The sequence below is a fragment of the Mesorhizobium sp. M1088 genome (assembly GCF_040318575.1).
Lineage (GTDB): Bacteria > Pseudomonadota > Alphaproteobacteria > Rhizobiales > Rhizobiaceae > Mesorhizobium.
The window spans coordinates 1-26,943 of record NZ_JAMYMO010000055.1 but is presented as its reverse complement, the minus strand read 5'-3'; the positions used below and the strand labels follow the sequence as shown (position 1 = coordinate 26,943).

Genomic DNA, 26,943 nt, shown 5'->3' with positions numbered 1-26,943 from the left:
TCAGAATCTTTGCCACTGGCCGGAAAAGTTGGCTGTTCAGCGATACCGTCGACGGAGCCAGGGCCAGCGCCGTCATCTACAGCCTGATGTTGACCTGCCGCGCTTGTGGCGTCGAGCCGTTAGCCTGGCTGCGCCACGTCCTCACCGAATTGCCTCAACGCAACGAGGACGCTGATATCTACGATCTGCTGCCCTTCAACTTCGCCAAAGCAACAGCAGTCTGATCAGACCAGATACCGTTCCCGATTCGAAGGCCATCCGTCGAAAGCGCCGGCGTCAACGTGCAGGGAAAATCGCGCTTACGACGAAGGTGCTATTGAAGCCGCCTTCGATGGAAATCACGGCTGGTTCTGGCGAAATCGCGGTGACAGAGAAGTAACGCTGACGATCACGACAGAAGGGAACTACATCGACATCAAGCGCGTGATCTAGCCCTGCGCGCCGCCGATATTGTTGCGGAAGCCGATCCGTCGGCTTCCGCAACGCCAGAGCGGATTGATCAGAGATGAGAGCGGTTTGATTGACGCGCCACGGGAACTGTCGCTGACAGCCGATTGCCTGCTCACGTGTGAAGAGTCGCTAAAAACCCTTACGGCAAAGGTTCTCCAGATCCACTTTTCCTATTCCTTCGATGCCGAGCGCAGGAAGGATATCATTATCTCCCTTGAGATCGCGACCATAAGCGGCCGAGAATATCGCAATTCCAGCCTCATGGAGGATCGCTGGCTTTCCGCCGATCTTCCCCAAGAGCACCGTCGGCAGCAGCCCGAAAGGAACGTCCTCCAGAACATAGCGGCTTTCGATAGTTGTCGGGCCGAAACCGCCGCGGCCTTGACGGTCCATCTCCTGATTCATTTCCGAAACGGTGCCCATAGGGACGTGAAACGACAATGAAAAATGCTCTTCAACTGTGCGCACGGCAATTCCAAAACGGGCGGCGATCGCCAATCGTTCGGCGTCCAGGGCCTCGATAAAGCGGCCGACAGCCGGCGTGACGTTTCCGGCCTGGCTCCACTGCTCTCCCTTTTCCATGCGTGTGAGATTGAGAAGGGCGATCCCGAGATGGTTCTGGGGATTGAGGTTGCTGAGCGCAATCGCAAGCAAACCGTTGCGCTTGACGAAACGATCGCCGAACAAGGTCGTGCAAAGCTCGAACCCTTGGTCCATCGCCTCGAAAGGCAGGGTCGCAACATCGACCTTCTGGCGAACACTGGCAACGTGGACTTCTGTTGGTCCAGACTGACGGCCGGTCACCAACGTTGTGCCCCAGACGACGATCGGCAGGCGAACCTTGAGTTCCGCCAATTGCCTGGAGAGATACAGCGCTCCGAAGGAACTGTGAGAGCTAATGATTACCGGCATTCCCTCCCTCAGATAAGGAGCGGCAGCATCCATCACTTTCTTGTGCCCATTAGCCGGCAGCGCGACCATCACAACGTCTGCTGCGGCAATAGCCTCTTTACAATCCTTGGCGATACGCACCGACACCGTTGCCTCGATAGCGCCCGTGGCCGTTAGCGATTGGCCGGTGGCCAGTGCCTTTGTGCGCTCTCCCGACGGCGACCAAAGCATTGGGTCGTGCCCCGCCTCCGCCAGGCAGGCAGCAAGGCCGTAAGCAATTGCGCCGGCCCCCAGAATACTCACCCGCATAGGATTTCTCCTGTTCCAGTCTTTATGGATCGCAGCGCGGCGAACGCCACCGCATGCAGGCCAGCAGGCAGGCACAACTCGATCGAAACCTATCGCTTCCTTGAGCCTGGCTACCCATGAAAATCGTCATCCATGGGGTTCAGCTGGACGCGTTCGAGCCACATGGCCGAGACGGCCGACGACGCTCTGTGGGCTTGCGAACTATTCCGACCGTGCGGCGAATCACCGAGGTGTCTCCGGCCATGTTTGATTTCCGCCTTGACATATATCAAATCTGCATGAGACGATCTTATTCATACATAATACGCATGTAGGCGTAAATGGAAACACGAGATCTCCAGGCCTTTCTTGCCGTTGCCGCCAACGGCAGCATCACCAAGGCTGCCGAGATGCTCGGGTGTTCCCAGCCTTCGGTGACACGCACCATTCAGGAGCTCGAGGCAGAGCTTGGCTTCGAATTGCTGCACCGGGTCGGTCGACGGGTGCAGCTGTCTGAAGAAGGTGCCGCCTTCGAGGAGGAAGCGCGGCGACTGCTGATGTCCTTCACCGAGCTTGCCGCGCGGGCCAAGATGATTGCCGCCGGCAGAGGGCGGATCCTGCAGATTGTTACCACTTCCGCGATCGGTACTGGCTTGATCCCAACGGCCATGGCCGAACTCGAAGGTGTCGAACTTCCGAACGAGACGCATCTGGGGCAGTTTCTCCCCTCGATCGTCGCCCAGGAGGTGCGAAGCGGACGTGCCGAGATCGGGTTTTCAAGCTTGCCGCTCGATACGCCCGGTCTGGATGTCCTGCGGCTCTATTCGGCGCCTGATGTTGCTGCCGTGCGGGAGGACGATCCGTTGGCTGAACTTGACGTCATACCGCTTTCCGCTTTTGCCGGTCGCCGCGTCGCAACATTGCTCAACCCCCTACGTTTCCAGTTGCATGTCTCCAAGGCCTTGGCGGCCAGGGGCATCGACACCGGGCCAGTGATCCGGACCAATACTGCATATGGCGCGTTGCAGATCGTTCGGCGGACTGGCGTTGCGGCTGTCATTGATCCTCTCACCGCCTACGGCGTGGCCTTGCCAGGGGTTGTCATTCGCCCGATCGACGTGACCGTTCTCTTTTATTGGGGCGTGGTGGCTGCCGAAAAACGCCCCCTTCGTCCAGTCGCGCAGGCGTTGATGGATGCGGTCGAGGCGGTCGCTGAACGGTCGATCGTCGGCTTCAAGAAGCTAGATCCGGCCCTGGCTGGCCAATTGGTGAGCGATCCTGCATCCGGCACAAATTACGGAACGGGAATATGAAGCATACCCCCGCCGCGCCAACGCCGACAGGTCTTGCTGCGCTCGAAGCGCAGCTCGCGCAGGATCTCGACTTTCTCGAACTGCCCGCCAAGCCATGGGTTCCCGCGCGTTCGCACGATGGCGTGCCGGTCCGCGATGTCGTGGTGATCGGCGCCGGCATGTGCGGACTTGCTGCCACGGCAAAGCTGGTGCTGACCGGGATAACCAATGTCGTGGCCTATGATGCGGCGCCGGCCGGGCTCGAAGGACCATGGGTGACGTTTGCCCGCATGCAAACGCTCCGGTCGCCGAAAACCCTGCACGGTCCGTCGCTCGGCCTGCCGCAATTGACATTCCGCGCCTGGTTCACGGCGCAATGGGGTGTTGAGGCCTGGCGGTCGTTGGACAAAATCCCCAAGGGCCAGTGGATGGACTACCTGGTCTGGTATCGCAAGGTTCTTGGCCTGCCGGTGCGCAACAGCGTGCGCATGACCGGACTAGCCCCTGTTGGAGATCTGATTGCGATCGATATCGATGGCGCGGAAACCGGCCGGGTTCTCACCCGTCGTCTCGTTCTGGCCACCGGTCGGTCCGGGTTGGGCGGTTTTGCCGTGCCCGATTTCCTCAGTGGCATCGATCGCGCCTATTGGGCCCATTCTGCCGATGACATCGACTTCGACACGCTGAAAGGCAAGCGTGTGGCGGTGATCGGCGCTGGCGCCTCTTCCATGGATAATGCCGCAACGGCACTCGAGGCGGGTGCAGGCTCTGTCGACATGTTGATCCGGCGCAAGGAAATGCCGCGCATCAACAAGCTGACCGGCATTGGAAGTCCGGGTGTTGTACTCGGCATGCATCACTTGCCCGACGCCTGGAAGTGGAAATTCTTCGATTATACCGCCTCGACCCAGACACCGCCGCCGCGTTCATCGACACTTCGCGTGTCTCGCCATTCGAATGCTCGGTTCCTTCTCGACTGCGGTATAGTTGCGGTGAAGGAGGAGACAGGGACCCTGCTGGTGGAAACCACGCAGGGGCCGTTGCGCTACGACTTCCTGATCGCGGCAACCGGCTTTTCGAACGATTTCAGCGGCCGACCGGAATTTGCGGCGATCGCCCCACATATCCGCACCTGGTCGGATGGCCGATACAGGCCGGATATGGGACCGCCGCGTGCAGGCATGTCCGATGCACCGGATCTCGGTCCTGCCTTCGAGTTCCGTGAACGCACTCCCGGTTCCTGCCCGATGCTGGGACATATCCACTGCTTCAACGACGCCGCCATGCTGACGCACGGCAAGGTCTCCGGCGACATCCCGGCCGTCAGCGCCGGTGCCGACCGTCTTGTGCGCGGCATCGCATCTTCACTTTTTGCCGAAGATGTCGAAACCCACTTCGCCAATCTGATCGCCTACGACACGCCGGAACTTCTGGGCGACGAATGGGTCGATTCAACACCCTTGCTGCAGAAGGAGGCCGCGTGGTGACCGACGCAATTGACAAAGCCGCCGGTCTTTCGCCGGACGATGCGCTTTTCGACGCAAGGCGGTTTCGGCCCGAATTCGTGCACGGGGCGGAAGAATGTCGCCTCTCGGTGCTGCAGCCGGCAAACGATCAGGGGCTGGCGCCGAACTTGCGTGTTGCTCTTGCCCGCCGCATGGCCGCCCTGAACGCCGATCCGGTCCTGGTGGCCGAATATGATATGCAGCTGGCTCAGCTTGGTCCGACCGAGCAGCTTCTGGCCGTGACCCAGGGCGAAACGGCTCTGGAAGAACCATTGGCGACCATCGTCCGTCATGTTGACCTGATCACCCTGACGCCGAAAAAGGCGGAAGCAAGCCACATCGCGCTCCTGGACAAGGCTGGATTGAACAATCCTCAGATCGTCGCGCTCTCCGAACTGATCGCCTTCGTCAACTTCCAGACACGGGTGGCGACCGGCTTGCGATTGATGAGGTCGGCATGATTTCCTCGGTGCGCCTGAAGCCGCTGAACTGGCAGCCATACATCGCGCCGGTCGAGCTGTCCGGGGCCACGCCGGAACAGCTCGATGCGATGAAGGTTACGCCCTCCGCCAAGAAAGTTTCGGAATATGTACGGACCCTTGTGCATGATCCGGAAAGCTATCTTGCCCGCACGATTCTGTTCAACGCGATCATGTACGTCGAGGGCGGGCTCGCCCGTCCCGATCGCGAACTTGGCGCCTTGGGCGCCTCGATGGTCAATGGTTGCAAATTCTGTGCCGTTGTTCACGCCCGCCGACATGCAGAGCTGACCAAGAGCGACGATGTTGTCACCGCGCTGTACCTCGACAAACCCGAAAAGCTTGGGCCGCGAGATGCGGCGATCTACAGCTTTGCCCGCCGCCTGTCGGCGGCGCCGTCGGAAGCGACGCCAGACGATATCGCCGCGCTGCGATCGGTCGGCATGAATGATGCCGAGATCATCGACCTTATCCACGCCATATCGATCTTCGGCTGGGCAAACCGGCTCATGCACGTTCTCGGCCATGCGGAGAGCGGGTGATGATATCGCATGCGGTCAAGACACTCCTTCCCACACTCTGAAGGGAACCAACCAGAATGCTTGAAATCAAAGATATAAAGCTGTCCTACGGAAGCACACAGGTCCTGAACGGCGTCAATCTCTCGGTAAAGCGAGGTGACGTTGTGTCAATCATCGGCCCAAGCGGCACCGGCAAGACCACCCTGCTGAAATGCATCAACTATCTGGTTAAGCCTGCATCTGGAACCATCGCGTTCGACCAGATTCTGATGGATTACCAGCGCCCCGACAAGGCAGCCATCCAGGCGATCCGGCTCCGGACAGCGATGGTCTTTCAGCAATTCAACGTCTTCAAGAACATGACCGTCCTCCAGAACGTCATGGATCCGCTGGTCGTCGTCCAGCGCAAGTCCACCGACGAGGCGCGTGAAATCGCGCTGCGAGAGCTCGAAAGGGTCGGCCTCTCAGCGAAGCGGGACAGCTATCCGTCCCAGCTCTCAGGTGGCCAGCTCCAGCGCACAGGCATCGCACGTGCGCTGGCGGTTCGGCCGGATGTGATGCTCTTCGACGAACCGACATCATCGCTGGATCCCGAACTGGTCGGTGAAGTCCTGAAGGTGATCAAGGACGTCACGTCGTCCGGCATCACCTCGCTGCTTGTGACCCACGAGATGCAATTCGCAAAGAACATCTCGAACCGGATCGTCTTCATGGATCGTGGCGTGGTTGCCGCCGACGGCAGTCCGGCTGAGATCTTCGATGCGCCTTCCAGCCCACGACTTGCTCAATTCCTGCAGTCTGAACTCGCTTTTCAATAATCCAACAAGAAGGGAACCCAAGAAATGTCTGCAATCAAATCCAGTTTTTCGCGTCGTTATGCCCTGGCCGTCGCCGGCGGCATCGCAATTGCCCTTGCGACAGCAGGGATCAGTTATGGTCAGACCGTTCGGACAATCAAGATCGCGACCTCTGCCGAATCCAAGCCATTGGCTTGGGGCGCGCTCGGCGTCGAGCCGCAAGGGTATGAACCCGATCTGCTGAGGGCGATCAACGCAAAGCTGCCGCAATACAAGTTCGAAATGGAAGGTGTCTCCGACATCGCGCAGGAAACCGGCCTGGCCACAGGCAAATACGACATCGCGGTCGGCGGTTACTACAAGTCACCCGAGCGCGCCAAGCAGTTCTTCATTCCGGAAAATCCCATGGGCGCCAGCCTGATGAAGATCTACAGCAAAAAGGGCAGCGGCATCAAAGAAATGAAAGACCTGGTCGGCAAGAGGATCGTTCCGACCACGGCTGGCGGCGGAACCTATAAGTTCATCATGAACTGGCAAAAAGAAAATCCGCAATACAAGCTTGACGTGACGGCGTCGAGCGCCGGAATCCCGTATCCAAACCGTTTGGACGAAGTTCAGAACGGCAAGTTCGACGCGCTGGTCCTGCCTTCAAATCTTGGTGAGCAGACCGTCATCGATGAAAAGAAGCTCGACATCGTGGCGTCCGAACCAGTCTTCACCAACAACACTTATATGCTTATTCACAAGTCAGATGAAAACAAGGTTCTGGTCGATGACGTGAACAAAGTTCTCAAGGAATTGAAAGACGACGGTACGATCGAAAAGCTCTCGCAGAAGTGGTTTGGCGAAGGCATCGTCAAGTATATGAAATGATGCGATCTGAGTAGATATCGTCAGCGGCAAGTCTGAATTGCAAGAAGGAGCGTTTCAAAGTGGATGTTTCTGCTATGATTCCCGAGTTGCTGTCGGCATTGCCGCTGACGCTCGCTATCACGTTTACCGCTATGTTGGTCGGCTTTTGCTTGGCGCTCGTTGCGACAACATTGCGGATTCGCAGGATACCAGTGGTCAGCCACCTCACCGACCTCTACGTGTCCTATGCCCGCAGCGTTCCCGTCGTCCTCCAGTTGTTCGTCGCGTTCTACGGGCTCCCCCTATTGGTGGCCCTGTTCGGCTCCGCAGATTTCTTCTCGCCGACGATCGCTGCGATGGTCGGACTGAGCTTTTACCATGGCGGGTATCTGTCGGAAGTCCTTCGGCCCGCATACCTGGCCGTCGATCGCGGCCAGCATGATGCGGCCGACAGTCTAGGATATACCTTTCGCCAGAAGATCACCCGCATCGTGGGCCCGCAAGCGGTGCACTTCGCATTGCCCGGCTATGGAAATTCCATCATCTACCTGATCCATAACGTTGCGCTGGTGATGTACATCGGGGCGGCCGACGTCATGGCGACCGCGCACTTGATCATGGAGCGCGACTATAACCAGTACCAGTTCGAAACATACCTCGTCCTGGCCGTCATCTATGCGCTGATGTGCCTGATTGCCTGGTTCATCGTGCACTTGTTCGAGCTTCGCTCGCCGATGCAGGCGCCTGAGGCCACGACAACAGCTCAGATCAAGAACGCGGCCATCGCCAGCGTCTGACCTAAAGGGTATTAAACCATGTTCGATACCGAAATTTTGCTCCAGGACACCCAGGAAATTCTGGGCGCCGTACCTGTAACCCTTGGAATGGCGCTGACCATTTTCGTCTTGTCGACGCTAGTTGGCAGCATTTTTGCACTCGTCGAATACAGACGAGTCCCGGTGCTGCGAGAGCTCATCATGGCTTACAAGATCGTCTTCAAGGGAGTTCCGATGGTCATCGTGATTTTCCTCGCCTATTTCGGTCTGCCCCCGGCATTCCAGTTCCTGCTCTCGTTGCTCGGAATCAACTTCAACGCCCACGAAACACCCAACTCGGTTATCCTTATTATTGCGGTGACAGGCTGTATCGCTGCGTTCCAATCGGAAATTATCAAAGGAGCCCTGAACGCCTTTGACACCGGTCAGTCAGACGCCGCCCATTCCCTTGGCTATACGAACGGCCAATTGTTCCGACGGATTCTGTTTCCCCAGGTGGCTCTCACGGCAATTCCCGACCTGACAACCTCGATGATGGTCATCATGAAGGCGCTTTCTCTCGGATTCGCCATCGAGGTTGTCGATATCTTCGCCCAGTCCCAGCTGACCGCCGCGCTGAACTACTACTACCTCGAAGCCTTCGTGATTGCCGTCGTGATCTACATGGTGATTGCCTATATCGTCACCCAGATTGCCGACAGGCTGGAGCAAGCCCTTAGGGTGCGGACGTGAGGACAACTATGTGGGACTGGATCGCCAAGCTTCGGATATCGAGCCGCACCTTGGAGGCAATTCTGTTGGGCATGAAAAGCCCGAGGAGAAGCCCGAGTAGCCGATTTATGTACCGGTGATTTGACGTCATAGACAGCGGTCCCCCGCTATCACCATCCCGCCCGACACCACGATGTGCATGCTCGAACAGGCGTTTGCCGCTGCCCTATTCTGCAGCTCGAGTTTAAACCAATCGATTCGAACGAAACGAGTTGAGTGCTGCCTCGGGAGCAACGCTCAACCGTTTCGCTGGATCGCCCGACATTGCGGAGCGGAGTATCCTGACAGATGGGGCGGCAGACACGATTCGAATCGGACTCTGGCGACAGTGAAATGATCGCCGTTCGCAAAGTCGGCGGCCGATCGTTGGTGCGGGTGGTCGGGCTCGAACCGACACTCCTTTCGGAACTGGATTTTGAATCCAGCGCGTCTACCAGTTTCACCACACCCGCAAGCTGCTAACTCATTGGCCTCTTAACGCTCTCATGCTGCACCTAGGTAGAAAGTGGAGAATTAGGCGGCCCTCAACTCCTAACCTATTGAACTCTAATCCTATTGCCCTGAGGGCTGAAGGTATACGCATCCTGATTTTGAGACAAATGCAGGAGCTGTCCGGTTCAGCGCGATTCCTGAATTGACATCAGGGCCGCCGCGCCCTGACCTTACCGGGCCGCAGCGTCTCGAACTTGGCGAAGTCTTGCGCTGCCGAGTTCTGCAATAGGGACAGGCACGCTGGCAACTCACCCCAGCCAATACCTCGGCCCCGGCCCCTTGCGTCCTGCCATATCGGCAGGGTTCGCAAGGCTACACCGGTCCATCGACAGGCAGCCGCAACCGATGCACTCGGTAAGCCCGGACCTCAGGCGCTGCAACTCGGCGATGCGCTGGTCGATGCGCTTCGTCCACTGGCCCGACAACCGCGACCAATCCCGACGCGACGGCACGCGATCGGCTGGCAACTTGGCCAGCTCGGCGCCGATCTCCTCAAGCGTCAGCCCAATTCGCTGCGCGAAGACGATGAAGGCGATCCGGCGCAGCACGGATCGCGGGTAGCGTCTGTGTCCCGAGCCGGCCCGCTCGGACGCGATCAGCCCGCGCTCCTCGTAGAAGCGCAGGGCCGATGAGGCGACGCCGCTGCGCCGTGACACGTCGGTGATGGTCAGCATGGAATCCATGCATGAACGAAAGCACAATTCCCGCTTGACTTCAAGTTAACTTGAACTTGTAGCAAGAGGCATACGGATTAAGGGAGCACTGGCAATGCAGACGAATATCGAACTTCAGGGACTTCGCGTGGCGGTCACGGGCGGCACGTCCGGCCTCGGACTGGCGCTTGTGCGGCAGCTTGCCGCACAGGGTGGGTGCGTCGCCTTCGTCGCCCGCACCGCGGCGAATGTCGAACGCATCGCCGACGAGACGGGCGCGCACGGCATTGTCGGCGACGTCGGCAAGAAGGAGGACATCTACCCGATCGCGTTGCAGGTCACTGCCAGCCTCGGCGGGCTCGATGTCCTGATCAACAATGCCTCGAGCCTCGGCCCTATCCCTCTGGCGCTCCTTGCCGATACCGAGTGCGAGGAGCTGGAAATGGCGCTCGCGGTCAATCTCGTCGGCGCGTTCCGGCTGACGAAAGCTCTTTTCGGTGCGCTTGCCGCGTCCGCACGTGAGGGCCGCGGCGCGCTGGTCATCAACATTTCCAGCGACGCCGCGGTGAACGCCTATCCCGGCTGGGGAGCATACAGCGCGAGCAAGGCCGCCCTTGCCCATCTGACGGCGATTTGGGACGAGGAGGCGAAAGCAGACGGCATCCGGCTCCTCGCGCTTGACCCCGGCGATATGGACACCCCACTGCACGCGCTCGCGATCCCTGATGCTGATCCGGCGACCTTGAAGCGCCCCGAGCAGGCAGCTGCCGAGATCATCGAAAAGATGCTCGACGCGTTGCCGGTCCGCTCTACGCTTCTGGCCGGAGCACATGGATGATTGCCGCCGATCGTCCCGATCGGCGCTCCGCCAGGCTGTTCGTCGTCGAGGCGGACGGCACGATGCGCGACCGGCCGCGAGCTGGCCTCGCGACGCTGTTCAACCCCGGCGATCTGGTCGTTGCCAATGACGCCGCGACCTTGCCTGCCAGCTTGCACGGCACGCATGTCCCAAGCGGTGAGGCGATCGAGATCCGCCTAGCGGGCTGGCTATCACTTCCCAATCCAACCCGTTTCGTGGCGATTGCCTTCGGCTCGGGCGATCACCGCACGCGCACGGAAGACCGGCTGCCTCCACCTCCGCTGTCACCAGGCGATCGCCTCCGGCTCGGCTCGCTTGACGCCGTCGTCGAGCGCCTTCTCGACCATCCACGCCTTCTCGAGTTGCACTTCCCAGGCAACCGCGCGGCGGTGCTTGCAGGACTGGCGCAGCACGGCCGGCCGATCCAATACGCGCATGTTCCCGAGCCGTTGGCACTGTGGGACGTTTGGACGAAGATTGCCGCCGGGCCGGTCGCGTTCGAGGCGCCGTCGGCAGGCTTCGCGCTCGACTGGCGCACGCTCCAAGCCTGGCGTCGGCACGACGTTGGCTTTGCAACACTCACGCATGCTGCGGGCGTCTCTTCTACCGGCGATCCCGCGCTCGACTCGCACCTTCCCTTCGACGAGCCCTACCACATTCCCGAGCACACAGCGGCACAGGTCGCGCGGGCGAAGCTGCGCGGCAGCCGCATCATTGCGATCGGCACGAGCGTAGTGCGCGCACTTGAGGCAGCCGCCAATCCCGGCGGCAATGTGCGTGACGGAGATGGCATTGCGACAGGGCGCATCGCGCGGGGCACGCGGCTTCGCGTGGTCGATGCGGTTCTCACGGGCGTCCACCAGCCCGGCGACAGCCATTTCGAGCTCCTGCGCGCCTTTGCCGACGATGCTCTGCTCGCCAAGGCCTCCGCAGCCTTCATCGCATATCGATACCGCGCGCATGAATTCGGCGATTCCATGCTGCTCAATCGCCAACCGCTGCTTCTATCGCGCGAACGGAACCGCGCCGAGGTGCTCCCGAGATGCGCGCCATGCGCAACTATGCGGGCCATCGGCTCACGCCCTGGCTTGGCCATCTGATGGTGTCGCGCTCCGAGACCGCCAGACCGCTGCTGACCCGGGCGAGATCATGCAGCTCCCGCCCGCCGACGAGATCGTCATGGTGGCGGGCACGCCGCCGATCTGCGCGAAGAAGGCGCGCTACGAGGATCGCCGTTTCAAGGACCGGATCATGGCGCCGCCGGTGCTTACCAGGCCGGCACAGCCGGGCACGGACGACTGGAGCCCGGCTGCCGCTTCGGGCCAGGCCGGCGAGCATCGTGTCGGCCGACGCAGCCGGCGCCGCAGACATCGGCGACGAAGATCCAACGGGACGGAACGGCCAGCTCGGCCGACAGGTCGGTCAACTGATGGGAGACGAGATGCACCACCTCCCCTTCCCGCTGGATGCGGCCGCGCACGCCGAGCATGGCCGACGAAAGAAGCACGCGACGGAATTTCTCGAATACCTTGACCCAGACGACGACGTTGGCGGCGCCCGTCTCATCCTCCACGGTGAGGAACATGAGGCCCTTGGCCGAGCCTAGCCGTTGCCGGACCAGAACCAGGCCGGCAGCCTCGAGCCAGCTTCTGTCTCGCGCCTGCATGGCCTCCTGACAGGTCACGATGCTGCGCCGGCGAAGATCGGCACGCAGAAACGATGCCGGATGGCTGCGCAAGGTCAGCCCGACATGGCCATAATCCTCGACAACGTCGCGGCCGGCCGTCATGGGCCTGAGCGCAACAACAGGCTGGTGGATCTCGGGCAAAGTCTTCTTCTCACGGCAAGCAGCGGCCGCAAACAGCGGCAGAGGTTCGTCGCGAAACCGGCAACGCTGTCCAACGGCGTGCACCCTGGTGTACCGCTATACATCAGCGCCGGCACCCGCGTCGTGGTGATGACTGCGGATGGCGCCTACGTGGAGCGCGCGGAGGAGGGCGTGCAGCGATCTTCAGGGCGGTCAAACAGCTTTGTGCTGGCGTATCGCCAGACAAGAACTAGCTAAATTAGCAGTTTCTTGCACACCTTTGGAACTTTGTAGCTTTCGTTACATTTTCAACCGCATGCGAGACTCTGTGGTCCACGGCCCTGGAATGACGGTGAACAGATCACCGCCTCGCTACTCGCTCGTCCTGCCCATATACAATGAAGAACAGGTGCTGCCTCGGCTGATCGAGCGGATCAGTTCGCTTATCGACCGGCTGGACGGCGAAACCGAGACCATCTTCGTCGATGACGGAAGCCTCGATGGAAGCGTCGAATACCTCCAAAAAGTGGTTGCCGCCGAGCCGCGCTTTCGGCTGATCGAATTTTCCCGCAATTTCGGCCACCAAGTGGCGATTACCGCCGGTATGGACGCCGCTGCGGGCGATGCCGTCATCGTCATGGATGCCGACCTGCAGGATCCGCCGGAAGTCGTTCTCGATCTGGTGGCCAAGTGGAAGGAAGGCTTCGACATCGTCTATGCCCGCCGGGTCAAGCGCGAGGGTGAATCCTGGTTCAAGCGCTTTACGGCAAGTCTTTTCTATCGCCTGCTGGAGAAAATGACGTCGGTCGACATTCCGCGCGACGTCGGCGACTTCCGCCTGGTCGGCCGCAAGCCGCTGGAAACCTTCAAGCGTATGCCCGAACATGACCGCTTCGTCAGGGGCATGTTCGGCTGGATGGGCTTCAAGCAAACGACCGTGCCATTTGAGCGCCACGCGCGAACCCTGGGCCAGACCAAATACCCATTCTGGAAGATGGTGCACCTTGCGGTTCACGGCATCGTCAGTTTCTCCGAGAAGCCCTTACGCCTGGCGCTCTGGGGCGGATTGGCCATTTCCGCGCTTGCGGTGGTCTTTGGCGCCTATGCCATCTTTGCCTCATTTTTTGAAACCGGCATCATTGCCGGGTGGACATCCACGGTGGTGATCGTGTCGCTCCTGTGCGGCATCAATCTTTTCATGACCGGTGTGGTCGGGCTCTACGTTGGCAGCATCCACGCCGAGGTGAAACGCCGCCCGCTTTATGTAATTAATCGGCTCACCGGCTTCGACGAGGCGATGCGTACTGTCTCTGGTGAGCGCCGCCTATCGTTTCACAAGCCCAGGAGTGGAGTCCCCGCCAATGGCCGAACTCTTCGACAGCTATAATTCCAACTATGGCCAGGCGGTCGAAGGGTCCATCCGATTTTCCGGACTCGGGCACGACTTCTTCCTTGTCGCCAAGGCGGACCTGCTGCGGCGTCTGGTGGTCGAGCGAAAGCTTCGGCGGGGTGGGGCGGCTGTAAGGGCGCTGGATATCGGCTGCGGCGTCGGTTCGCTCCACCCCTACCTCGACGGCGCTTTCGACAGCCTCGATGGCTGCGACGTGTCGGAGCAATCAATTTTGCGCGCCGGCCAGGACAATCCAGGTGTGACCTATAGGGCCTGCAGGTCGCCGAGTCTGCCCTACGAGGATGGCGCGTTCGATCTGGCTTTCGCCAGTTGCGTCGTCCATCACGTTCCGCCCTCCTCCTGGTCCGATTTCTTGCTGGAATTGCGGCGTGTCGTGCGGCCAGGTGGCGTCGCCTGCATCATCGAGCACAATCCCTATAATCCGCTGACGCGTCTTGCGGTGTTCCGGTGTCCGTTCGACCACGACGCGGTCCTCCTCAACGCTGCCAACGCAGCGTCGCTCTTTCGGGAGACCAGGTTCCGGGACATCCGATCCGAGCATTTCCTGCTGCTGCCGTCGGCAAGGCCTTTCGCCAGAAGAGTCGAGCGCGCGCTCGCGTCGCTGCCGCTTGGAGCGCAGTATGCCTGCAGTGCGCAAGTCTGATGGCCCCTCGACCAGCGACGCCGGCCTGAAACTGCTGGTGCGTTTCGGGTCGGTCGGCATCGCTGCAACGATCCTATATGCAGTGATGGCCACCGCTTTGGTCGAATGGCAACGGTTCGGCCTCTCGCCGGTCGGTGCCTCGCTCGCAGCTTATACCGCTGCCGCCCTGTTTTCTTATCTCGCGCATAAGTTCGTGACCTTCGCGTCGAGCGGATCGCATCGATCGGAGGCTCCGCGTTTTCTCTTGCTGACGGCAACCGGCTTCGCGGTGGCTTACGCGGCGCCGGCGCTTTTGACTGCGAAACTCAGTCTGCCGCCGATCATTGCCATCCTGGTTACATGCTTGCTTGTTCCAGCGGTCAATCTCCTCATGCTCGACCGCTGGGTTTTTGCGCAGCGAAGACGCGGCCGGCAGCGCGATCGCCCGCCCTAATCCGCATCAGTGGGATCGAGCCGGAGCGACAACAATTTGATGGAGCGCTTATAGATGTTGCTGGCGGCAGGAGTTTGCGGAACGCCGTCGAGGTAGTCGAAGGCGATGTCGAGTGTCTTGGCCTTGGCGAGGGCCGCCGGTGGAATGACGAACGATACCGTGCGTGGCTCTTTGCCGGACAGCGTCACCGCATGCACCCGAACGCCGTTCACCGAGATCACAACCCTTTGCGTGATCTGGGGCGGACGAATGACGGCGGCCATTTGCAGCGTGGCAGTCAGACCGTCGCCAAGCGGCGGTATGTCCAGGCGAAGCCGCGAGGTCTCGCCCAGCGAATGGGTGCCGTCGGCTACCGGCCCCGACCAGCCACAGACCATCATGCCGGTTGCCTTTTTGGCTCCGTCGGACCGGAACGACACCGTCTCGCCAAGTGTGTAGCTGCCGACCGCATCGCGATTGAGGCAGGTCGTCGTCCGGTCGATATAATAGGCGCGATAGTCGGCATTGACGTCTGGATTGAGAGCAAGCGCAAGCATGATGATTTCTGTCCCGGCCAGAACCGCCGCCAGCGCGTAGCCACCAAATCTGGCCGCGCGCCGATACCGGCCCGAAATGTCAGACCAGGGCAAGATAACCCCCGATCCATGCGACGGTCATGAAATAGCAGGCGCCCAGGAAGAGACCCAGAGCCGCAAGAAAAGTCAGCTTCGACGCCGACAACAACGTGGTCAGCAACATTGTCAGAGGCGCAAGCCCAATGACGTATCTGACCATCGAGGCCAGGTTCGTGATCAGCGGCAGGATGATGCAGCAGGCGCAGAACAACGCGGCGCCATATTGCCTGCGAACCGCCAGAACCGCCGATAGCGCCAGTCCTATGAGTGCGGCGAGCGCGCTCCATTGCGGCGCCGTAGGCAGCCACCCAGTCGTCGGAACGGCCGAGAGTCCATCCCATATGAAGGCGAGCGGATTGCCCGCCACACGTCCAAACGCACGCTGGACGTGCAGGAAGGCAAAGCCGTCCCCGACCGTCAGATAGAGGAACAGGATGTAGGCGAACAAGCCGGCAGGCGAGATGAGAATTGCAACGAGCAGATCCGGTCGGCCAAGCACCCAACGTGGGAACGAAAGCGCCGATCCGCCCTTTGCGCGGTAATCCCTGAACATCTGAATGACGGTCGCAAATACAACAAGCACTCCGACGAGCCTGGTTGCCGACAGCAGAGCCGATGACAGCCCCGCGGTCAGATAGCTGGAGCGTTTGAGTGCCAGAAAAACGCACGACGTCAGGAGCACGAAAAGAGGTTCGGTCAGGAAAGTCGTGAAGTGAAAGGAGAACGGGCCGCTGAGCAGAAAGGCGCAATATAGCACATAAGCGCGCATGTTCTTCTCGAGCAGCGGCCACGCCACCAGACAGGCCGCGTAGCTGCACGCAACCGATGTGATCGACGCGAGCAGTATCGTCGGCAAAGGGAAAACAGACCGGATTGCCGCCACCAGCATCGGATAGAGCGGAAAGAAGCCCCAGCGTCCGACATTGCTCTGGTTTGGAATGGGAAAGCGCTCATAACCATGTTCGGAAATGTCGACATACCACGCGCAATCCCACCGGCAGAGCGCCTGGGCATAGGACGCGAAGCCTGGTTCCGCCGAGACCGAAGTGAATGCGGCATAGCGGATGGCCAGTCCACTCACGACCAACAGCAGCGGCACCGCCGCGACCGCAATAAAGCGGCCGCCGGCGTTCGGACGCGCGACAGCTTCGAGCGCCAAAATCTGCCTCCACCCGTTCAAGTGGCTGGCGCCACTCAAAGCTAAATGACGCGCGCGCCGGCAAATTCAAGGCATGCAGCGCGGCTCAGATGGCGATAGAGCTACCGCGCGCTTCTGAGCCAGACCAGCATCTCGCCGGGGTCGCGATTGTCCCAGGTAAAGTACGGCACGGCGGCGAGTTTTGCTTCCTCCACCGCGCCAGAAGATGCCGGCCGAACAGCTTGCCGAAGATAAATTGCAGCACGTCGCGGCCTTGCACGGTGATGATCAGGAAAGCGATCAGCAACAGGTTGCGGCCTTCGAAGCTTGGGCGATTCGGGTGAGGTGATCGATCATTCAACATAAGCGCGTTTCCGCTGAATCGGCGGCGGAAATTGGTCGAAGGTATCGCCCGGGTCCTGGAATCCAAAAACCTGGAGGACGCGAATGCCTTCTGGCGCAGTACCGCCAAGACAATTCTCGTTCAACTCCGGCAGGCACCAACTGAGCGGCCGACATGCGGGCGCTTCTCTGAGTTTCAGTTCTCCTCGCGGGCCGCAGTTTAATAGCGGCCATTCGACAAAAGGAACAAAGTGCGGTGTCGCTGGTTGAGATTTGTTGAGACCAGAGCGGAGGCTTTCGCCGCTGTCTCATCCAGCGCAAGGATTCGCCGTGGGCATTCTCGAGAGCCTGAAGAAAGCTACCGAGCAGGCGACGGGTATCGCGCGACCGAGAAAGCAAGAACTCGCCGAATTCGTGAAGATGAAGAAGCCACTCGAATTTCGGTTCAAGGATGACGGCCTCGTGCCGAACCACCCCTTCTGGCCGTTTGTCGTCTGTCGCGGCGCCGTAAGGTCGGTGGAACAATTTGATTCCGCAGCCGTGCTGGAAGAGCTTTTCGAGGCCAATGGCTGGAGTAGCGGCTGGCGGGACGGCATCTACCACTACGTCCATTACCATTCCCGCAAAAATGAAGTGCTTGGGGTTGCGGGCGGCACCGGCAAGGTTCGGTTCGGGGGCAACAGGGGCCGTACATTGTCCTGGAAGGCCGGCGATATGGCAGTTCTTCCGGCCGGCACCGGTCACCAATGTTTCTCCGAGTCTGCTGGTTTCCTGGTGGTCGGCGCTTTTCCCGCATCCGACGCTTATGACGAATGCACGACAGCCCAGGAACATGAGCGGGCATTACGAACGATTCCCACGTTGGCCGTCAACGCAAGGATCGGGTCTATGGGAGCAAAGCGCCGCTGGTGTCAGTGTGGAAAAAATGAAGCTTGAAGATGAAGTCCGCCACGTTTCCGAAGACTTGGACGATGATGTACTGAGTGACGCTGTGCGGGCGCTGCATCGTCGGGTGAAGATCGTTCATGATTTCGATATCCCCTACATTGCTGGATACAGCAAAGATGGCAGAACGATTTATATCGATCGCCATATGCCTCGCACTATGGATTGGAAATCGGCCAAGGTCCGGCTTGCCCCATTTCTGCTAACGCACGAAATCGTTGAAAAGGCGCTCCTAGACGAACTCGGGCTTCATTATCTGCACGCGCATCAAATCGCTCTTCGAGCCGAACGCGATGCAGTGAAGGCGGCGGGTGTTGGCTGGTCCGCTTACCAGGCCTTCAACAAAAAGAACGAAAAACCGATCTCCGAAGAGAAGCTCAAGAAGATCCCCAAGGATCTTGACCTGACGCCCTACCGCGACATGAGTGACTTTTCAACGCTCGAGCGTCTGCTGAAGGCGCAACGATAGTCGGACAAGCCAATGGTCCTCGCTTGCCAGTTCTATGACCGCCGCCTCGACAGTTCAGCATCGACGAGCTCGCGGCATGTGCAAATGAGCGCATCGACCCTGCACCATCGTTTTCGCCAGCTGCAGCTCGTTCGCATGGCGCTGCGTGCACCGAACTTTCGCGGCGGTCCCGTGTTCTCAACCGAGATACACAAAAGTTACCCGTAAAAGCGAGTCGTTCAAGCCGCTTGGGTTTTCATGTCTTCGCCGCTCACCATTTTGATCACAGCGGAGAAATCGAGCTTGCCTGAGCCGAGGACAGGCACTTTCGCAACGACGCGCACTTCGGCCGGCACCATCAGGTCCATGGCGCCGTTGGCCCTGGCGAAGGCCAGGAATTCGGCACGCGTGGCGTTGACAGCCTCGGTAATGAGGACCAGCTTTTCGCCCTTGCGTGCATCTGGCACGGCAGCGACTGCCGAGAGCGAGCCTTTCCACAATTCGCCCGCCAGTGCCTCGACGGCGGCCAGCGAAACCATCTCGCCACCGATCTTGGCAAAGCGCTTCGCGCGGCCTCGAATGGTGATGAAGCCGACGTCGTCGACGGCGACCACGTCACCGGTGTCATGCCAGCCGTCTTCGAGCGGCTCGAGCACGCCCGGCTTCTCGGTGCGCAGATAGCCCGCCATGACATTGGGCCCGCGCACGAAAAGCCGTCCGCCATCCTCGACGCCAGGCACCGGGTCCAGGCGGTACTCCATACCCGGCATGATTTTGCCGACACTGCCGGAGCGGTTGTACATCGGCGTGTTGATGGAGATCACGGGCGCGGTTTCGGTCACGCCATAGCCTTCAAGGATGCGCAGGCCGAACTTTTCCATGTAGGTCGCGCGCGTAGAAGCCTTGACCGGTTCCGCGCCGGCAAAGCAATAGCGCACTGAGCGGAAGTCGTAAGGGTGTGCCGTACGCGCATAGCCGCTGAGGAACGTATCGGTGCCGAAGATGATCGTCGCGTTCGATGCGTAGACCAACTCCGGCACCATGCGATAGTGCAGCGGGGAGGGATAGAAATAGACCGGCACGCCCGATATCAGCGGCAGCACCGTACCTGCTGTCATGCCGAACGAGTGGAAGATCGGCAGCACGTTGAAGACCTTGTCGCCCGAATGGAAGTCGATACGCGAGGCGGCCTGGGCGGCATTAGCCAGGATGTTGCGATGGGTGAGCACCACGCCCTTAGGCGTGCCTTCAGAACCTGAGGTGAACAGGATCACCGCCGGTTGGCCGGGCTTGCGGGCGACCCGGGGTGTATTTTTGCGCAATAGGCCGAGCAGCTTGTCCTTGAGGCCAATGGTGGCCCTCAGATCATCAAGCCACACAATATCGACCGAGCGGCCGAGTTCCTCGACCACGGCGCCAAGTTTCGCTTGTTCGACAAAGGCGCGTGAAGTCAGCACGGTGCGCACCTCGGCGGCCTTGCAAGCGGAGAGGATGTTGGCCGCACCGGCAGTGAAGTTCATCATCGCCGGAACCTTGCCGGCGGACATGACGCCGAGCAGCGTCGCACAGGCGCCGTTGGCATTGGGCAGCATGATGCCGAGCGTCTGCTGGCCGGCATAGAAGTTCTTGAATTTCTCTCCAAGCACAGCGGCGGCTGTCAGCAGCTTGCCGTAGCTCAGCGAACCGGTGACGGGGTCCTGCACGGCCAGTTGCTTCATGCCGCGTTCGCTCGCCGTCTGGATGATCTTCTCCAGCACAGTCTTGTCGATGTCCTGGGTGCGGAAGACGAGATCCGACATGACCTGGTAGAGGGCAGCACCCGCCGCTGCGCGGCGCTTCCGGCCCTTGAGATCCGGCGGTACTTCAAGTTTGGCCGGTTCTAGTATCGTCACCTTGACCTTTGGGAACAGCTGGCGGCGCACATGGAGCGAACTCAGTCGCGAAAAATAGCTCTTCTCCAGGCCGTCGATGCGCACTGGCACGATCATCGAGCCGGTCTTGTCGGCCACCATGGCGCCACCGTCATAGACCTTCATTAGGCCGCCGGTCACGGTGATCCGGCCTTCGGGGAAGATGACAAGCGGATTTCCGCCTTGCACGGCCTTGATAAGCGTGCGGGTCGACATCGGCTTGGCCGGATTGAGCGGCAGGGCGCGCGCAAGTTTCATGAACGGCTTCATCCACCAGGCTTGGGCGATGGTGTAGTCGATGGCAAACACCGGCTCCTCATCCGTCAGCGTCAAAGCCAATGGGCCGTCGAGGAAACTGACATGGTTGAGCGCCAGGATGGGTGCCGGGCCGGCCGCCTTAAGGTTTTCCAGCCCCTCCACCTCCAGACGATGGAAGGCTCGGAACAGAATGGAAACGAAGTCGCGGAAGGCGTTGGTTGGCAGATATCTCAGCATCAGCCAGGCGGCGACCACGTTGAGCGCGGCGAGGCCGAACAGGATACCTCCAGTGGAGACGCCCACTGCTTGAATCGCGGCGACAAGTATGCCGCCCACCGTCATAAAGCCTGCATTGACTATGCTCACCGCCGCGACGACGCGAGCGCGGCTGGCTTCGGGCGCCCAGGCTTGTACGGCGGCGAAGGTTGGTACGACAAGAAAGGCGCTGGCAATAGCCATGCCGGCAAGGTCGACCGCAACATGGACCGTGTTTGGCCCGGCGAAGAAAATTGCGAGCGTTTCGGCCCCGATCGAAGGCTGCATGCTCCAGATGGTCCAGGCCAGGTCCAAGCCGAACAGTGCCATCAACGCAGTGCCAACCGGGGCTGGCAAGAGCACGATGCGGCCCTGCGACATCCATGCGGCTATGGCAGAGCCAATGGCGATCGACACGGCGAACACCGCTAGATAGGCGGTGACAGCGATTTCTCCGCCACCGAGCGAATCCTTGACCAATGTAGGCAGGATCGAAAGGACAATGGCCCCGATCAGCCAGAACCACGACGTCATCAGTCCGGCGCGCCAGATCCGCTTGTCGGCACGCAAACCGTTCACCTGTCGCCAGGTCGAGCGAAAGATGTTTTTGTCGATGACTAGGTCGGGAGCCGCAGAACCGGTGGACGGGATGTAGCGGCTGACAAACCAACAGGCCACGGCAAGGATCATCATGATCGGCCCGAACACCGAGACGCCAATGCCATCGGCCGAGACGACGCCTCCGGCGATAGTGCCGCCGAGGATGGCGGCGAAGGTTGCCGATTCGATCCAGGCATTGGCGCGGGGCAATTCCTTGCGCTCGAGATGATCCGGCAGGATGCCGTACTTGATCGGTCCGAACAGCGCCGAGATGATGCCGAACATGAGCAACGCGATCATCAGCACCGGGATCGACGACAGGGTGATTCCAACGACAGCGACAGCCGCAGCGGCGATCTCGGTGAATTTCAGCCGACGGGCGATGAGCGCCTTGTCGAACCGGTCGGCGATCTCGCCACCAACGGCGGACAGGAGCAGGAAAGGAGCCATGAAGACGGCACCCGCCAGCGTGACCAGTGATGCAGCCTTGTCCGCCGCCAGGGTGAACAGAATAAGGAACACCAGCGTGTTCTTGAGGAAATTGTCGTTGAAGGCGGAAAGGAACTGCGTCCAGAAGAGAGGTGCAAAGCGCCGTGACGTCATCAGATGGCTAGTCGTTTGGCCGTTCGTGGCGATTTCCATTGGGGCGGCTTCCGTTAGGGCAAGACCGTTGAAGATCGTGGCCGTATCGATCAGCGGTCTTGCGCGGTTTGAGCTTCTTGTAGTGGGAACCCGGTTACACTTCGTTACTGCGGCTCAAATCGATCAGCGGCTTTTGGGTTTGGGGTCTTCTAGCCGCTTCATGAAGCGGCTCGCCTCTTCTGCGTCTCGCAGGATCTTGGTGATGGTGATCGAGGTATGCACGAGCCTGATCGCCGCCATCGGGCAGAACCCCTTGGCGGCAAAGCTTGCTCCATGAAATTGATGGCGCCGTCATTATCGAAGCGGCGATGGCGAAATTGGCACGGTGAATGTTTGCAGGCGCTTGAACCCTTCGGAGCATAGCTGTTGAAGGTCATCGATATTGTCTTTTGGTTTCAGGGTGAGGTTGCGCCGGCGTTTGTCTGTCTCCAGGCCGGATACAATCAAGCGGTCTTGCGACGGTCCGGACGAACGCAGCGTCAGCGCTGCTCCGCAGCAGCGGGCTGCAGACGGCGGTCGCCAGCCAGCTTGAGGCGCAGTTGCCGCAACCACTCGCCATCCTCTCCGAGCGGATCGCAGGACAGCTACGCGATTCTGAGCACTGCCAAATCGGCCTAATTTTCCACTGCCGAATGGACGATGAGACGCGTAAGCGAGTTTCCGGACCGGAAGCTATGGTTGGGTTGCCCAAACAATGCAGAGGCGCTGCTGTGTTGGCGCGACACGCTCGACCGCAGGTCCGGACGGCATAAGAATTTTGGAGAGGCCCGTGGTGACTGGGGATTGCGCCGGTATTGACCACGCGCGAAGACTGGGTCGATATCTGGGCGAAGGCAGCCCCTGCGACGCAGCTTCATACCGGAGAATGGAGGCCGCGCTGGGAGGTTGTTGCCTCGGCTACCAACTCAAAGTGATTGTCCGGGAGAGTTCGGCGATGTCGCCATAGATCATCGAACCTGTGACGAGAAAACATTTATCACCGAGGACTTCGAAGAGTGAGCTTGCCGCTGTACAAACCGGCAGGTTCTTCGAATTGGCATACGTGCCGAGGGTCGCGGTTTCGACCTTACGGTGGGTCGCCGTTTCGACCTTACGGTCCTTGGCTTCGGCACAGCCGACACTGATCGCGAGGATTGCGATAGCAATGAGAGTCGTCTTGCTCATGTTTTGCCCCTGGAGCCAGCTCTTGTCGGGTAAGGCGCGCGATGCATCAAAGTAGCACCGGCCCACGATCGGCTTCATCCATCGATTGGAGGAAGCGGGCTCATCCATAATTAGCAATATCTTGAGTAAGGCGCCGAGCGCACCAGACTCATGGAACGGCGCGCGGAATTTCCATTCGTGACGAGGTGGCGATCCCGGCCGCCTTCGCAAACGGGTCACCCAGCACTGCGTAAACGTCTCGATTCCGAGCTATAGCTTTCCGCATTCGATCATCGATCATACCAAGGTGAAGAAGGGGCAGCAGATCGAGCTTACCGGAGAGATCACACGCGTAGACGAGGAAGGCGGCAGGGTGACTGTCGATCTGGGACCGCTGGTGACGATCGACATCGACAAGGTCAGGCTGGTCGAGAAGTACAGGACGCCAAAGCGCAAGAAGCCGCTGCGCGACATGGTGGATTAGCTCGCGGACCGCCGCTTATCCACGCGACATCGGTACCACTCAAACGAATGGCAATTTTCTGTCTGAATGCGTTTAGGGTCCATGCTTGGAGACCACGCATGGGTATCGCGCGGGAGACAGGTGACTCTCGGTTTCAAGGCGTCGAGATGCTACGAGCACTGAAAAATCAGTTCCTTAGACCTAAAGATCGGGCGATCTGCCAGCGGGTTGTCGACCAGGTAACCGCCGACGCCAAATGGTACAGCACCCCGATAGACGGTCAGATTCTGGCCTCGACCACGCTGAATCTCTTTCAATCAGGGGTCGTAAACGAAACGAATTTGCTGGCACATGTTCGCGCGCGGCGCCACGACTTCACTAAACTGACAGGCTAGATCCTTCGCCCTCACAGTGCCAGTTGGACTTTGTAATGGAACGCGCAGCGGGGAGCACGTGTGGTTGATCGGCGCGTCTCGCGTCCATGGCCCGTTTTCCTGGCGCCGATCTTCCGCGATCTTGGCCCTCACCCGCATTGCTGAGGATTTCGAGAGGTGAATTGAGATCCGCCGACGGCGCGGATCCTCTGGCAGGATCAAGCCTGTCCCGCGGCTTTGCTCCGGAACAATGTCTTCTTCTGAAAGTTTTTCCTTAAATAGCAAAGGAGATTCGAAATGTCAGAAACGCGCGAATGGTTTGTCCAATGGCTTAGAGATGCTCATGCCATGGAGGAGCAGGCTGAAACGATGTTGAACGGGCAGTTGAGCCGTATCGAGAATTATCCCGAACTGAGCGACCGGATCCGACAGCACCTCGACGAGACCAAGCAGCAGGCTGCCCGGCTGAAGACTTGTCTCGATCAGATGGACGAGGGTTCATCCATGATGAAGGATGCTGGCGGTAAGCTGACGGCGATGGCGCAATCGCTGAGCGGCGTCTTCGCTGGAGACGAGGTGATGAAAGGATCGCTCGCGAGCTACACGTTCGAGCACATGGAAATCGCCTCCTACACGATCCTGATTGCCGCCGCTCGATCGCTCGGCGAAACCGAGGTTCTTCGGGCTTGCGAAGAGAATCTGCAAGAGGAAGTCGCGATGGCGGATTGGCTGAAATCCCGTCTTCCCTCCACGACCGAGCAGTTCCTTGTTCGGGCCGAAGCCGACAGTGACAGCGCCAAGCGGTGAGCGGGTGGGACGCAGTCATCGTGAACTGGGTGATGGGGATTCGTCCGCCAGCGCGTCCCCTTCGTGAAGGCTGGACGACGAACACGCCTGACTGTAGCAGGCGGTTGTCGAGTTGCGCATTTCCAGAAATTGCTACGACGAGTGATGCAAACATTGCGGCGTCGTGACTTTGAGAGTTGAAGCGTTCGTCTGCGCAAGCCTGGTCGAATACGCATTGGCAATAGCCAAGATCGGAAGGGCTAGTGCAGCGCTCGGCGAGATCAAGCTTGAGGGGGCGTGTTAAAACGTTCGAAACGAGGTCGCGATAGCGGAATGCCCGAGAACACTCTCCCTGATCACTGAGCAGTGCGTGCGCAGGCACCGGCAGCGCCAAGCCGGATGGAAGAAAGTTCGTCCCGACAGCGGCAAGGCGCACCAGCGACGAGGAGAGGTTCCTGCCAGCGTTCCAGTCAGCCCAGCCCAACGAGGGAACTTACATGGCGCGACGCGGCGTATCTGACGCCTCCGACGGGGCGTTCGGCGGCAATTCAGGCATTCATGATGCTCAAAATCTCGCGTGGAAGCTTGCCATGGTCATCCGTCGAGAAGCGGGCTCTGCCCTGCCTGACAGCTATGACACCGAGCGTCGGCCCCTTATTCACGGCACCCTCGCACAAGCACTCGCGCGGCTTCAGAAATGGTTCAAAGATCCGGCAAAAAGCCTGCCGCCGCAGATCGATCTGGTCGAGGGATTGCGAGGCCGTCAGGTAGCGCTGGCCCAACACAACGCCTTCCGCAGTCATCGTGAACACCGCAGCCGGGGCGTTGGCGCTGGCCTCGCTTGTTGCGCAGGTTTCGCCATCCACCCGCACCTGACACCCGTCCGTGCACCCGAAACTCAAAGGTCTCGCCCAGCCGTGCCCGTTCGGGCCGGAACCGTGGACGCGCGTTATGCCGATCTGACCTTGCCTTCCACGAGGCGGTCACCGCGCGGCGTCTTTTGGCGAAAGGCGTCGCGAAGTTGATACTCGCAAAATCGTCTAAATCACGCTCGCGAACTGGTCGATGCAGCGACCAGAAGACGGCAGCTGCCGCCGTAGAAATGCGAGCAGTTTCAAATCGAAGGGTGGCCGATGGCGCTTGCTCCGCGGTGTCGACTCCATCAGGCTTTCAAGCTAACGATCCTGGCGGTGTCTGCCTTCGAAACATCCGGCAATCTGGCGTTCACTTGACACCAAGGGCGTCCTTGAGTTCTGCCAATTTTTTCATGCAGCCTTGCTCGTCGCCAGCTTGGGACATCTTGTGAGCTTCCGCCATTAGCTGGCTAGGATGTTCGGCATTCTGGGCGCTACGGTTGCCAATCACTTGCTCCTGATGAGGTGTGGTTGGCTTCACATTTCCCGCCGTTGATCCGGTGATTTCAGGATTACCCCCCTGCTGCTTGCCGGCCATGACCTCCTCTTGGTGCTTCGTCGCCGGGATGCCTGATTTATTTGGGCTCGCGCCCGTTTCGGCGGTGATGACGTTCGGCTCAAGCACTTTCAACTCTTGGCCGCAGTCGGCAAAGCCCGGCGACGCGAAAGCAAGGACGAGCGCCGACGCGCTTACTATTCGTATAAACATGTGAACCTCCGATAGGCTTTTCCGTATGTCGAGGAAACGGCCACATATCCAAAGAGTTCCTGGCGGGGCCGGTCCATAACAAGGTAATGAGGATATATTCCATCGACCCTGATAGTGATCCCACAGGTGCTTTCGCATGTCGCCCTGAAGCCGCCCAGCACGGAGGTTAAACATACCGTTGGAAAATACCGCAACCATCTTTCATCTTGCCGCGTATGGTCCGATCATCTGCCGGTGCAAGTTTGAGGACATGCAATGAAGAAGGTCGCTGCTCTCCTGGTACTTTCCCTCGTTACCATGCTGCCCGCCGTGGCAGCCGCGCAGTCCTACGTGCCGGAGCTTGGGCCATCGCCGCCGCAGGATGCTATGCAGCTGTATCCCGGCGGTGTCGAGAAGGCGCTGGCCGCGCTGCCGGACATCGTCAAGAAAGTCAAGGAAGCATCCGACGTTCCCGGCTTCGCCGTGGCGGTGGTGCATGGCGG

At 59.9% G+C, this 26,943-nt stretch carries 29 protein-coding genes, 1 tRNA gene and 5 pseudogenes; 25 read left to right on the top strand and 10 right to left on the bottom strand.

Annotation, left to right across the window (positions count from 1 at the left end; translation table 11 throughout):
- Window positions 1–224: transposase domain-containing protein (locus NKH49_RS31915; RefSeq protein WP_352929480.1), on the top strand; the 224-nt coding region annotated here is incomplete at its 5' end.
- A gap of 355 nt (window positions 225–579) precedes the next feature.
- Here NKH49_RS31915 and NKH49_RS31910 read toward each other — a convergent pair.
- The gene (locus NKH49_RS31910; protein WP_352929478.1) at window positions 580–1,650 is read right to left on the bottom strand and encodes an NAD/NADP octopine/nopaline dehydrogenase family protein; all 1,071 of its coding nucleotides are present in this window, start codon (window positions 1,648–1,650) and stop codon (window positions 580–582) included.
- Between the two features lie 320 nt (window positions 1,651–1,970).
- On the opposite strand from NKH49_RS31910, the gene NKH49_RS31905 reads away from it, so the two are divergent.
- Genes NKH49_RS31905 through NKH49_RS31870 form a run of 8 tightly spaced genes read left to right on the top strand, consistent with a single transcriptional unit; the run spans window position 1,971 to window position 8,583 of the window.
- Window positions 1,971–2,942 (top strand): LysR family transcriptional regulator, encoded by a 972-nt coding sequence (locus NKH49_RS31905; protein ID WP_352929475.1) that lies wholly within the window; start codon window positions 1,971–1,973, stop codon window positions 2,940–2,942.
- Entirely contained in the window at window positions 2,939–4,408 is a 1,470-nt protein-coding gene (locus tag NKH49_RS31900; RefSeq protein WP_352503506.1) for an NAD(P)-binding domain-containing protein, read from the top strand. The genes NKH49_RS31905 and NKH49_RS31900 overlap by 4 nt, the downstream gene beginning before the upstream one ends.
- A complete protein-coding gene (locus NKH49_RS31895; protein WP_352503505.1) occupies window positions 4,405–4,887 on the top strand; it encodes a CMD domain-containing protein in 483 nt (160 codons plus the stop codon). Before NKH49_RS31900 ends, NKH49_RS31895 begins: the two co-directional genes overlap by 4 nt.
- Window positions 4,884–5,447, top strand: a complete 564-nt coding sequence (locus NKH49_RS31890; RefSeq protein WP_352503504.1) for a peroxidase-related enzyme — start codon at window positions 4,884–4,886, stop codon at window positions 5,445–5,447. The genes NKH49_RS31895 and NKH49_RS31890 overlap by 4 nt, the downstream gene beginning before the upstream one ends.
- Before the next feature lie 56 nt (window positions 5,448–5,503).
- Entirely contained in the window at window positions 5,504–6,244 is a 741-nt protein-coding gene (locus NKH49_RS31885) for an amino acid ABC transporter ATP-binding protein (protein WP_352685972.1), read from the top strand.
- Window positions 6,245–6,268: 24 nt separating this feature from the next.
- The gene (locus NKH49_RS31880) at window positions 6,269–7,096 is read left to right on the top strand and encodes a transporter substrate-binding domain-containing protein (protein WP_352508389.1); all 828 of its coding nucleotides are present in this window, start codon (window positions 6,269–6,271) and stop codon (window positions 7,094–7,096) included.
- A gap of 59 nt (window positions 7,097–7,155) precedes the next feature.
- Window positions 7,156–7,872 carry an amino acid ABC transporter permease gene (locus tag NKH49_RS31875; RefSeq protein ID WP_031194726.1) on the top strand — a complete coding sequence of 239 codons (717 nt, stop codon included), beginning with the start codon at window positions 7,156–7,158 and terminating at the stop codon, window positions 7,870–7,872.
- Between the two features lie 18 nt (window positions 7,873–7,890).
- Window positions 7,891–8,583 carry an amino acid ABC transporter permease gene (locus NKH49_RS31870; RefSeq protein ID WP_352452053.1) on the top strand — a complete coding sequence of 231 codons (693 nt, stop codon included), beginning with the start codon at window positions 7,891–7,893 and terminating at the stop codon, window positions 8,581–8,583.
- Window positions 8,584–8,989: 406 nt separating this feature from the next.
- Here NKH49_RS31870 and NKH49_RS31865 read toward each other — a convergent pair.
- Together NKH49_RS31865 and soxR are read right to left on the bottom strand one after the other, a co-directional pair.
- Window positions 8,990–9,074, bottom strand: a tRNA-Leu gene (locus NKH49_RS31865).
- 288 nt (window positions 9,075–9,362) lie between these two features.
- Entirely contained in the window at window positions 9,363–9,788 is a 426-nt protein-coding gene (gene soxR / locus NKH49_RS31860; RefSeq protein ID WP_502895522.1) for a redox-sensitive transcriptional activator SoxR, read from the bottom strand.
- A gap of 94 nt (window positions 9,789–9,882) precedes the next feature.
- On the opposite strand from soxR, the gene NKH49_RS31855 reads away from it, so the two are divergent.
- The 3 genes and pseudogenes from NKH49_RS31855 to NKH49_RS31845 form a co-directional block, all read left to right on the top strand.
- A complete protein-coding gene (locus tag NKH49_RS31855) occupies window positions 9,883–10,605 on the top strand; it encodes an SDR family NAD(P)-dependent oxidoreductase (protein ID WP_352503499.1) in 723 nt (240 codons plus the stop codon).
- Window positions 10,602–11,726 carry an S-adenosylmethionine:tRNA ribosyltransferase-isomerase gene (locus tag NKH49_RS31850; RefSeq protein ID WP_352503498.1) on the top strand — a complete coding sequence of 375 codons (1,125 nt, stop codon included), beginning with the start codon at window positions 10,602–10,604 and terminating at the stop codon, window positions 11,724–11,726. The genes NKH49_RS31855 and NKH49_RS31850 overlap by 4 nt, the downstream gene beginning before the upstream one ends.
- Window positions 11,660–11,931 (top strand): annotated as a pseudogene (locus NKH49_RS31845) (type IV secretory system conjugative DNA transfer family protein); the annotation flags it as partial. The gene NKH49_RS31850 and the pseudogene NKH49_RS31845, both read left to right, overlap by 67 nt.
- On the opposite strand, the pseudogene NKH49_RS31840 reads toward NKH49_RS31845, so the two are convergent.
- Window positions 11,894–12,508, bottom strand: a pseudogene (locus NKH49_RS31840) (OB-fold nucleic acid binding domain-containing protein); the annotation flags it as partial. The pseudogenes NKH49_RS31845 and NKH49_RS31840 overlap by 38 nt on opposite strands.
- Here NKH49_RS31840 and NKH49_RS31835 point away from each other — a divergent pair.
- The 4 genes and pseudogenes from NKH49_RS31835 to NKH49_RS31820 all read left to right on the top strand — a co-directional run.
- Window positions 12,509–12,622: pseudogene (locus NKH49_RS31835) on the top strand (elongation factor P); the annotation flags it as partial.
- 157 nt (window positions 12,623–12,779) lie between these two features.
- Window positions 12,780–13,820 carry a glycosyltransferase family 2 protein gene (locus NKH49_RS31830; protein WP_352503515.1) on the top strand — a complete coding sequence of 347 codons (1,041 nt, stop codon included), beginning with the start codon at window positions 12,780–12,782 and terminating at the stop codon, window positions 13,818–13,820.
- Window positions 13,795–14,487, top strand: a complete 693-nt coding sequence (locus NKH49_RS31825; RefSeq protein ID WP_352503497.1) for a class I SAM-dependent methyltransferase — start codon at window positions 13,795–13,797, stop codon at window positions 14,485–14,487. Before NKH49_RS31830 ends, NKH49_RS31825 begins: the two co-directional genes overlap by 26 nt.
- The gene (locus NKH49_RS31820) at window positions 14,465–14,920 is read left to right on the top strand and encodes a GtrA family protein (RefSeq protein WP_352472959.1); all 456 of its coding nucleotides are present in this window, start codon (window positions 14,465–14,467) and stop codon (window positions 14,918–14,920) included. The genes NKH49_RS31825 and NKH49_RS31820 overlap by 23 nt, the downstream gene beginning before the upstream one ends.
- Here NKH49_RS31820 and NKH49_RS31815 read toward each other — a convergent pair.
- From NKH49_RS31815 to NKH49_RS31800, 3 genes and pseudogenes are all read right to left on the bottom strand, one after another.
- Window positions 14,917–15,456 (bottom strand): hypothetical protein, encoded by a 540-nt coding sequence (locus NKH49_RS31815; RefSeq protein ID WP_352472960.1) that lies wholly within the window; start codon window positions 15,454–15,456, stop codon window positions 14,917–14,919. The two genes, NKH49_RS31820 and NKH49_RS31815, sit on opposite strands and share 4 nt — an antisense overlap.
- A gap of 79 nt (window positions 15,457–15,535) precedes the next feature.
- On the bottom strand, window positions 15,536–16,693 hold the full coding sequence (locus NKH49_RS31810; RefSeq protein WP_352503496.1) for a putative hexosyltransferase: 1,158 nt from the start codon (window positions 16,691–16,693) through the stop codon (window positions 15,536–15,538).
- Window positions 16,694–16,889: 196 nt separating this feature from the next.
- Window positions 16,890–17,003: pseudogene (locus tag NKH49_RS31800) on the bottom strand (phosphatidate cytidylyltransferase); the annotation flags it as partial.
- A gap of 64 nt (window positions 17,004–17,067) precedes the next feature.
- Here NKH49_RS31800 and NKH49_RS31795 point away from each other — a divergent pair.
- From NKH49_RS31795 to NKH49_RS31785, 3 genes are all read left to right on the top strand, one after another.
- Window positions 17,068–17,238: a hypothetical protein gene (locus NKH49_RS31795; protein ID WP_352472962.1), complete on the top strand. Its 171-nt coding sequence runs from the start codon at window positions 17,068–17,070 to the stop codon at window positions 17,236–17,238.
- 106 nt (window positions 17,239–17,344) lie between these two features.
- Window positions 17,345–17,950: a cupin domain-containing protein gene (locus NKH49_RS31790; RefSeq protein WP_352503495.1), complete on the top strand. Its 606-nt coding sequence runs from the start codon at window positions 17,345–17,347 to the stop codon at window positions 17,948–17,950.
- Window positions 17,940–18,428 carry a hypothetical protein gene (locus NKH49_RS31785; RefSeq protein ID WP_352503494.1) on the top strand — a complete coding sequence of 163 codons (489 nt, stop codon included), beginning with the start codon at window positions 17,940–17,942 and terminating at the stop codon, window positions 18,426–18,428. Before NKH49_RS31790 ends, NKH49_RS31785 begins: the two co-directional genes overlap by 11 nt.
- A gap of 218 nt (window positions 18,429–18,646) precedes the next feature.
- Here the strand turns inward: NKH49_RS31785 and NKH49_RS31780 are convergent, their stop codons facing one another.
- The gene (locus NKH49_RS31780; protein ID WP_352929467.1) at window positions 18,647–22,072 is read right to left on the bottom strand and encodes an acyl-[ACP]--phospholipid O-acyltransferase; all 3,426 of its coding nucleotides are present in this window, start codon (window positions 22,070–22,072) and stop codon (window positions 18,647–18,649) included.
- A 28-nt stretch (window positions 22,073–22,100) separates the two neighbouring features.
- Between NKH49_RS31780 and NKH49_RS31775 the strand changes: the two genes are divergently transcribed.
- Window positions 22,101–22,349 (top strand): hypothetical protein, encoded by a 249-nt coding sequence (locus NKH49_RS31775; protein WP_352472966.1) that lies wholly within the window; start codon window positions 22,101–22,103, stop codon window positions 22,347–22,349.
- Between the two features lie 620 nt (window positions 22,350–22,969).
- Here NKH49_RS31775 and NKH49_RS31770 read toward each other — a convergent pair.
- Entirely contained in the window at window positions 22,970–23,455 is a 486-nt protein-coding gene (locus NKH49_RS31770) for a hypothetical protein (protein WP_352472967.1), read from the bottom strand.
- Between the two features lie 67 nt (window positions 23,456–23,522).
- Between NKH49_RS31770 and NKH49_RS31765 the strand changes: the two genes are divergently transcribed.
- The 4 genes from NKH49_RS31765 to NKH49_RS31750 all read left to right on the top strand — a co-directional run bounded on the left by NKH49_RS31765 (window position 23,523) and on the right by NKH49_RS31750 (window position 25,863).
- The gene (locus NKH49_RS31765) at window positions 23,523–23,699 is read left to right on the top strand and encodes a hypothetical protein (RefSeq protein ID WP_023680685.1); all 177 of its coding nucleotides are present in this window, start codon (window positions 23,523–23,525) and stop codon (window positions 23,697–23,699) included.
- A gap of 98 nt (window positions 23,700–23,797) precedes the next feature.
- Entirely contained in the window at window positions 23,798–24,073 is a 276-nt protein-coding gene (locus tag NKH49_RS31760) for a hypothetical protein (protein ID WP_352472968.1), read from the top strand.
- 276 nt (window positions 24,074–24,349) lie between these two features.
- A complete protein-coding gene (locus tag NKH49_RS31755) occupies window positions 24,350–24,859 on the top strand; it encodes a ferritin-like domain-containing protein (protein ID WP_352472969.1) in 510 nt (169 codons plus the stop codon).
- 476 nt (window positions 24,860–25,335) lie between these two features.
- The gene (locus NKH49_RS31750; RefSeq protein WP_352929463.1) at window positions 25,336–25,863 is read left to right on the top strand and encodes an FAD-dependent monooxygenase; all 528 of its coding nucleotides are present in this window, start codon (window positions 25,336–25,338) and stop codon (window positions 25,861–25,863) included.
- Between the two features lie 199 nt (window positions 25,864–26,062).
- On the opposite strand, the gene NKH49_RS31745 is transcribed toward NKH49_RS31750, so the two are convergent.
- Window positions 26,063–26,461, bottom strand: coding sequence for a hypothetical protein (locus NKH49_RS31745; protein WP_352929460.1), 399 nt, complete (start codon window positions 26,459–26,461; stop codon window positions 26,063–26,065).
- Between the two features lie 255 nt (window positions 26,462–26,716).
- On the opposite strand from NKH49_RS31745, the pseudogene NKH49_RS31740 reads away from it, so the two are divergent.
- Window positions 26,717–26,943: pseudogene (locus NKH49_RS31740) on the top strand (hypothetical protein); the annotation flags it as partial.

Excerpts from the sequence above, each read along its gene's own strand:
- NKH49_RS31900 (WP_352503506.1), top strand. The coding sequence starts at position 2,939 with ATGAAGCATACCCCCGCCGCGCCAACGCCGACAGGTCTTGCTGCGCTC.
- NKH49_RS31780 (WP_352929467.1), bottom strand. The coding sequence starts at position 22,072 with ATGGAAATCGCCACGAACGGCCAAACGACTAGCCATCTGATGACGTCA.
- NKH49_RS31750 (WP_352929463.1), top strand. The coding sequence starts at position 25,336 with ATGGCGCGACGCGGCGTATCTGACGCCTCCGACGGGGCGTTCGGCGGC.
- soxR (WP_502895522.1), bottom strand. The coding sequence starts at position 9,788 with ATGCTGACCATCACCGACGTGTCACGGCGCAGCGGCGTCGCCTCATCG.
- NKH49_RS31880 (WP_352508389.1), top strand. The coding sequence starts at position 6,269 with ATGTCTGCAATCAAATCCAGTTTTTCGCGTCGTTATGCCCTGGCCGTC.
- NKH49_RS31825 (WP_352503497.1), top strand. The coding sequence starts at position 13,795 with ATGGCCGAACTCTTCGACAGCTATAATTCCAACTATGGCCAGGCGGTC.
- NKH49_RS31815 (WP_352472960.1), bottom strand. The coding sequence starts at position 15,456 with ATGCTTGCGCTTGCTCTCAATCCAGACGTCAATGCCGACTATCGCGCC.
- NKH49_RS31870 (WP_352452053.1), top strand. The coding sequence starts at position 7,891 with ATGTTCGATACCGAAATTTTGCTCCAGGACACCCAGGAAATTCTGGGC.
- NKH49_RS31905 (WP_352929475.1), top strand. The coding sequence starts at position 1,971 with ATGGAAACACGAGATCTCCAGGCCTTTCTTGCCGTTGCCGCCAACGGC.
- NKH49_RS31755 (WP_352472969.1), top strand. The coding sequence starts at position 24,350 with ATGTCAGAAACGCGCGAATGGTTTGTCCAATGGCTTAGAGATGCTCAT.
- NKH49_RS31855 (WP_352503499.1), top strand. The coding sequence starts at position 9,883 with ATGCAGACGAATATCGAACTTCAGGGACTTCGCGTGGCGGTCACGGGC.
- NKH49_RS31760 (WP_352472968.1), top strand. The coding sequence starts at position 23,798 with ATGGGTATCGCGCGGGAGACAGGTGACTCTCGGTTTCAAGGCGTCGAG.
- NKH49_RS31885 (WP_352685972.1), top strand. The coding sequence starts at position 5,504 with ATGCTTGAAATCAAAGATATAAAGCTGTCCTACGGAAGCACACAGGTC.
- NKH49_RS31830 (WP_352503515.1), top strand. The coding sequence starts at position 12,780 with ATGACGGTGAACAGATCACCGCCTCGCTACTCGCTCGTCCTGCCCATA.
- NKH49_RS31820 (WP_352472959.1), top strand. The coding sequence starts at position 14,465 with ATGCCTGCAGTGCGCAAGTCTGATGGCCCCTCGACCAGCGACGCCGGC.
- NKH49_RS31890 (WP_352503504.1), top strand. The coding sequence starts at position 4,884 with ATGATTTCCTCGGTGCGCCTGAAGCCGCTGAACTGGCAGCCATACATC.
- NKH49_RS31785 (WP_352503494.1), top strand. The coding sequence starts at position 17,940 with ATGAAGCTTGAAGATGAAGTCCGCCACGTTTCCGAAGACTTGGACGAT.
- NKH49_RS31850 (WP_352503498.1), top strand. The coding sequence starts at position 10,602 with ATGATTGCCGCCGATCGTCCCGATCGGCGCTCCGCCAGGCTGTTCGTC.
- NKH49_RS31910 (WP_352929478.1), bottom strand. The coding sequence starts at position 1,650 with ATGCGGGTGAGTATTCTGGGGGCCGGCGCAATTGCTTACGGCCTTGCT.
- NKH49_RS31745 (WP_352929460.1), bottom strand. The coding sequence starts at position 26,461 with ATGTTTATACGAATAGTAAGCGCGTCGGCGCTCGTCCTTGCTTTCGCG.